At 39.2% G+C, this 6,316-nt stretch carries 4 protein-coding genes; 3 read left to right on the top strand and 1 reads right to left on the bottom strand.

Annotated elements, in window-relative coordinates:
* The 3 genes from N3F66_09615 to N3F66_09605 form a co-directional block, all read left to right on the top strand.
* The coding region (locus tag N3F66_09615; GenBank protein MCX8124409.1) for a hypothetical protein at positions 1-471 on the top strand (471 nt) is incomplete at its 5' end.
* Between the two features lie 266 nt (positions 472-737).
* Positions 738-4,130, top strand: a complete 3,393-nt coding sequence (gene mfd / locus N3F66_09610; protein ID MCX8124408.1) for a transcription-repair coupling factor — start codon at positions 738-740, stop codon at positions 4,128-4,130.
* 106 nt (positions 4,131-4,236) lie between these two features.
* Entirely contained in the window at positions 4,237-4,899 is a 663-nt protein-coding gene (locus tag N3F66_09605; GenBank protein ID MCX8124407.1) for a SurA N-terminal domain-containing protein, read from the top strand.
* 88 nt (positions 4,900-4,987) lie between these two features.
* On the opposite strand, the gene N3F66_09600 is transcribed toward N3F66_09605, so the two are convergent.
* Positions 4,988-6,295 carry a radical SAM protein gene (locus tag N3F66_09600; GenBank protein MCX8124406.1) on the bottom strand — a complete coding sequence of 436 codons (1,308 nt, stop codon included), beginning with the start codon at positions 6,293-6,295 and terminating at the stop codon, positions 4,988-4,990.
* Between the last annotated feature and the right edge of the window lie 21 nt (positions 6,296-6,316).

The raw sequence follows: 6,316 nt of genomic DNA, 5'->3' as shown, positions 1-6,316 counted from the left end.
GAATATACCCTTACTCCAGAAGTCATTGACGGTATGTATTGTGTTGTGCAATTACCTGTAGCTTTGATACCTGATTCATATACATACACAATTATGTTGCTTCATAACAACAAACCCTCACAAAAGCGATACTACCATTATAAAAAATATCCGATAGAAGGGACCTTTACAGTAGATGTCACACAAAAAAATCCAGTGGATGTACTTTCAAAAACAGACCTTGTATACTATTTAAGCCAGAGCCGGCAAAACTCCCTTCACAACGGCTATAATGCACTGTTTTTTACAGCAAGCGGTTCAGTTTCTTTAGGTGCTGGTATAGCTGTGTACTATTTCACTAATTTTGGTATTGTAACCACTATTATATCTGCAGCAGCAATAACTTCAGGAGTTATTGGCGTCTCTGCAGGCATTTATTATGGAGTGAAATATTACAAAAATAAAAAGGCAATTGAGGCAGTCATACGATAAAATAATAATATATTTTTCTCCAAATTCTGTGACTTGATACATTACGCATACAGTCTTCAACGATATTTTTATCACAGAAAAAATAGCGATAGCAAAATTAAAGTAGAAAATGGGGTCAGAGCCTCATAAAAAAGATTGAAAAATCCATAAAATAAACGTAAAATTGGTATATATATTTTGCAAATTAAGCATAACCTTTACGGTTATACCAGGTTTACAATGCAGGTAAAACGTATACTCACACAAAATATAACACTTTTCATATAATGATCCTGAAAGAACTCACTTGCGCTTTTGCAAAAGGCAACGAATTTCAACAACTGGCAGCATCCGGTGCAAAAGCCTTTTCTATAGAAGGCATTCACATTTCTTCGTTTCCATTCATTGTTGCAACAGCATTCAACACTTTTAGCCAACAAACCATTGTGGTCACTGTCGACTATCATGCTATGAATCGCTTTGTAGCAGATATAGCAACTTTTGTGAATGACGATGTAGTTTTCCCCTTCCCCGCATTGGAGGTTCTCCCGTATGAGTATGTCAATCCATCATCTTCAATTGAGCGTGACCGTATTACTGCGCTGTATCAGCTTCTTTCAGGTAAACCTGTTATTGTGATAGCAACTATTGAATCATTGCTCAGAGTTATCCCCCATAAGGAATTTTTTTTAAAAAAGGGTATACATATCAACAAAGGTCATGAGTACCCTTTTGAAGTAGTTATTGAAACACTTGTCCAGTATGGCTATGAGCGCGAAACCCGTGTTGACCGCTATGGACAGTTTTCGGTCAAAGGTGGCATCATTGATATCTATCTACCAAATGCAGCTAATCCGGTGCGCCTTGATTTTTTTGGCGACACCTGCGAATCCATTCGCTACTTTGATCCTATGACACAGGTTTCTCTTGAAGAAACAAATACCATCACCATCTATCCCAGACGTGAAATTTTACTGTTGCAATCTGAAAAAGAAAAATTACAAAAAGCATTAGAGGGTGGCGATAGCTCCTTAAACAGATTGGCTCTGGAGTCATTGCATAAAGCAAATATCCCTGGCATATACGACATATTCCCACTAGCAATTGAAGCTACTACACTCATCTCATTTGCACATAACCCACACATATTCCTGTGCGACCCAACACAACTAAAAGCAAAACTGTCCGAATTAGAACGAACCTATCATCAGTTGTATCATCACAAAAAAGAAACCACATTGTGTGTACCTGCTCAACAGCTACTGCGTAGCGATAGCTATCAACAAATTGAAAAACAGGGTATCACTCTGCACCCATTTACAACTGACTCACAAAGGGTATGGCACCTCAAAAGTATCCCATCATTTCAGGGAAGGATACAGGATGTACGCAATGAGTGCACTAAACGAATTGAAGAGGGATGGCACATAATTGTAAGCACTTCGTTTGAAGGACAGGCACGTCGTCTGTATGATCTGTTTAATGAATTTCATCCATCCGATCAATTTACCACATATAATCCAAAAAAGCACTTCAGCATAGTCATATCTAATCTTCATGAAGGGATTGAGATTGAAAGCATTAAAACCCTCATCATAACCGATCACGAAATTTTTGGCAAATCATACCGCAAGAAAAAGCATTTCAAACAGAAATATTCTAAACCAATAGATACTTTCCTAGAGCTATCGCCAGGTGACTATGTGGTACATATTAATCACGGTATAGGAATTTTTAAGGCGATTGAACGCATGAGTGCCGGCGGCGTTGAGCGGGATTTTTTAGTCATAGAGTACGCAGAAGGTGATAAGCTATACGTTTCACTTGATCAGATAAACATGGTACAGCGCTACGTTGGCCTGGATGGAAGACAACCCCGGATTGACGCATTGGGTAAAAAATCTGCATGGAACCGCATTAAAGAGCGTGTACAGCAATCAGTAGAGGAAATTGCACAGGATTTATTAAAGATATATTCACAGCGTAAAGCGCTGAAAGGATTTCAATACCCACCTGATACAATGTGGCAAGAAGAGTTTGAGTCAAAGTTTGAATACGAAGAAACACCTGACCAGATTACCGCCATTGAAGATGTCAAAGATGATATGGAAAAACCACAACCCATGGACCGCCTGATATGTGGTGATGTTGGTTTTGGAAAAACTGAGGTTGCAATCCGTGCAGCATTTAAAGCAGTAATGGCAGGGAAACAGGTTGCAGTACTTGTACCTACCACAGTGCTTGCCATGCAGCATTATAACACATTTACAAAACGCTTTGTTGATTATCCAGTAACTATCGAGATGCTATCGCGTTTTAAAACTCATCAGCAAATGAAGTCAATAAAAGAACGTCTTAAGGCAGGTACTATTGACATTATAATTGGAACGCACGCTTTGCTTGCAAAAGACGTGCAATTTAAAAATTTAGGTTTGGTAGTAATAGATGAAGAACAACGCTTTGGTGTAAAACATAAGGAGCATTTGAAAAAATTACGCTTACTGGTGGATGTGCTTACGCTTTCGGCAACTCCTATTCCCCGCACGCTGCACATGGCACTTGCCGGCATACGTGACCTGTCAATTATTGCAACGCCACCGGAAAATCGCCAATCTATTGAAACGCTGGTAAATGAAGACAATCCTGACATTGTGCGCATGGCTATTTTGAAGGAGATAGAGCGTAAAGGTCAGGTATTCTACGTACATAACCGTATCAGTACCATCTATGAGCAGGCACAGTATCTAGAAAAGCTTGTGCCGGAAGCAACGTTTTGCGTGGCACATGGCAGGATGCACGAGCACGAACTTGAAGAGGTTATGATTGATTTTATCAACGGAAAATACGATGTGCTGGTGTCAACATCTATTATAGAGTCGGGACTTGATATGCCTAATGTCAATACTATTATAGTTAACAGGGCCGATACTTTTGGACTTTCGCAGCTGTACCAGTTGAAAGGACGCGTTGGCCGTTCGGACAGACAGGCGTATGCATACCTCTTTTATCCAAAAGATGCACAAATAACTGAAGATGCCCAGAAGCGGCTTCAGGTGATTGCTGAGTATACCGAAATTGGTAGCGGTTTTAAAATTGCAATGAAAGATATGGAAATAAGAGGATCGGGCAATATTTTAGGCAAGGAGCAGTCGGGCAATATCATGGATGTGGGTTTTGACCTGTACTGCCAAATGTTAGAGGATGCGGTGCGAAAGCTCAAAGGAGAAAAGCCAGTCCGTATATTCAGGACCCCTGTATATATCAAAACTGACATTTTCATCCCCGATACCTACATCAATGATGAAAAACAGAAGATAGAATTTTACAAACGATACGAAGCCTGCGAGACACTGCAGGAACTCACTGAACTTACAGCTGAAATGATTGACAGGTTTGGTCCACCTCCTAAAGAGGTACAGTCTTTTATTGCTATGGAAGAGGTGCGAACGCTGGCATCACAGTTGTATATTGATGAAATTATGGAAGATACCAAACTTGTTAAATTACGAATCACGAAAGAAGCAAAACTTGACATTAAAAAATTGATTGCACTCATCCAAAAAGACAAACGTTTGTCAATAGACAGGTATGACAGGGAGATAGTTAATTTTGTAACAGGCGTTATGCCACCAGAAAAAAAACTTGAAGAGATAAAAAAATTGTTGCAACAATTACTGTAATCTATTATCAATCGTAAAACTTTTATTTTCACAAAAAGTAAGCAACAATCCCCTCCCTCCGGAGGTATATTTTTTTAATTTTCATTACAGTAAAAGGATGGATACTATGAAAACAAAGATTTTTTATTCAGTAATTGCTGTTGCAATCCTGGCATTTGCAATTTCATGCGGCAATAAATATGGTGGCAAGTGGATTGCAAAGATTGACAACGATGAAATTACCGACAACGAATTGAATGCATATTACTATGCACAGATGAAAAGCATTTATAACCTACCTAAAGAAGAAATTGATAAATTGGCACAGGACCCTGCACAGCTGGAACGAAATCCTCTCCTTAATAAAAATAATTTTCTGGAGCAGATGATCCAGCAGCGGCTTGTATACAAAAAAGCTATTGATGATGGCATTATGAAAAACGAGGAATTGAATACCTTGTTAGATATTTCAAAAGAAGGCCTTGTGGTACAATACTACATTCGGGAAAAATTCAAAAACGAGATAACTATTACACCCCAGGAAGTTGAACAGATCTACAATCAGCAGCGTGCGCGTTTCAAAGGTGTACCAGTGGACCAGGCTGAGCTGTATATAAAGCAGCAGATTTTTCAACAGAAACTTAATATGAAAATAAAAGAGCTTGTTGATACACTCCGCGACGAAAAGAAAATTGAGAAAAACATGGAATTGCTACGAAAAGAGCTGAATACACAAACACAGGCTCCGCAGCAACAAGCACCGCAAGCACCACAACAACAAGCAAAATAATATATTATGTTATACAATGTAATTTACAAAGCTGCTCACCTATGAGCAGCTTTTTTATTGTGATTGAAGTTAGTTGGGATTTGACTAGTTACGGCATAAGCTTATTATAAATTGCAGTAATGACATTCTCAGCATATTCCGTATTATCTATTGCAAGCCGATTGCCCTTGATAAGTGGTTGTAAAAGTTCATCAATGTCATCAGTTAAACGTCCATACTGCCCAACAAAAGATTCCAATCGTGCGCGCAACCGATACTGCAGACGTTCGGCATAATCCTTAGATTTATACTCACCAATGATACTCAGTAGTTGATCTTTTTCATGCGGTAATTGTCCATGTAACGGCAATAGATTCGTTGCGCTATCGCTATACAGCATTACTGGAACTTCTATTTGTGTTATCAGCATTTCAATTTCATCAACTATCTCATCATCTGTGCATAGTTCAAATTGACCACTTTTAACCATATCAGAAAGTGGTGTATAGGGAAATACTGAAAGCGTGCGTAAACGTACATATTCAGGTTTGATGGCATTAATAACTCGCGCGGTTTGGTGAGCATGTGTGTGGCTTAAACGTCTGCCGCCCAATCCCGGCATAATATATACAGAAACAGACAAACCTGCATCTTTAGCTTTGATACATCCCTCAACGTGATCGCGAGAATCTTCGCCTTTATTTACAAGCTTTAAAACCTCATCGCTGCCGCTTTCAAGGCCAAAATGCACTCTGTTAATACCTGCTTTTTGAATACAAGAAAGCTCTTTAAAATCTTTTTTACGTGCAGTTTTAGTGCGCCCATAAATGGTAAAGCGTTCCAATGTTGGAAAATTTTGTTTTATGATCGATAGTAGCTTTTCATAGTCATTTGCATGTACTATCAGTCCATCTGCATCACCAAGGAAGCAGGTTTTGCTCCCACCGATGCGCCACTGTACAATATGTTCAAAGCATTGTGCCAATGTTGGCTTTTCCACAAACCACTGCATAAACCACTGCATACGTTCGTCATCAACATTCATGGGACTTTTTTCATCACTAGTGTCAACACTTGCTACATCAACTATCCCTGCTTCCCATCGCTGGCGTTGTACATCCTGCACAATACCCTGCAATTTATAGAAATCAGCTTCTGAATACACTGGATATCCAATGCCATGCTCAAACAAAAAATCATCAATGCGTTTTGCCCGCTGCACATCCTCAATAACCTCATCAACCGTTCGGCGTGAAAATTTTGCGCCGCATTTATACACTGGGCAGAATGCACATTTGTTCCAGTAGCAGTTTCGAGTTAGCCTGAACGTTAAGCTTAAATTTTCTGTAGGAGGGCGGATTGAGCAGATTTCAAAAGGATTTAAGTCTAACGCATCCGTTTTTGAAAAGGAGAACATAATTTTATTATTTTCCTTTCT

It is taken from the genome of Spirochaetota bacterium, from assembly GCA_026414805.1.
Lineage (GTDB): Bacteria > Spirochaetota > UBA4802 > UBA4802 > UB4802 > UBA4802.
Note: the sequence above shows the minus strand (reverse complement) of the source record. Positions and strands in the feature narration are given on the sequence as shown.

Coding starts and splice junctions, on each gene's coding strand:
- N3F66_09600 (MCX8124406.1), bottom strand. CDS start 6,295: ATGTTCTCCTTTTCAAAAACGGATGCGTTAGACTTAAATCCTTTTGAA.
- N3F66_09605 (MCX8124407.1), top strand. CDS start 4,237: ATGAAAACAAAGATTTTTTATTCAGTAATTGCTGTTGCAATCCTGGCA.
- mfd (MCX8124408.1), top strand. CDS start 738: ATGATCCTGAAAGAACTCACTTGCGCTTTTGCAAAAGGCAACGAATTT.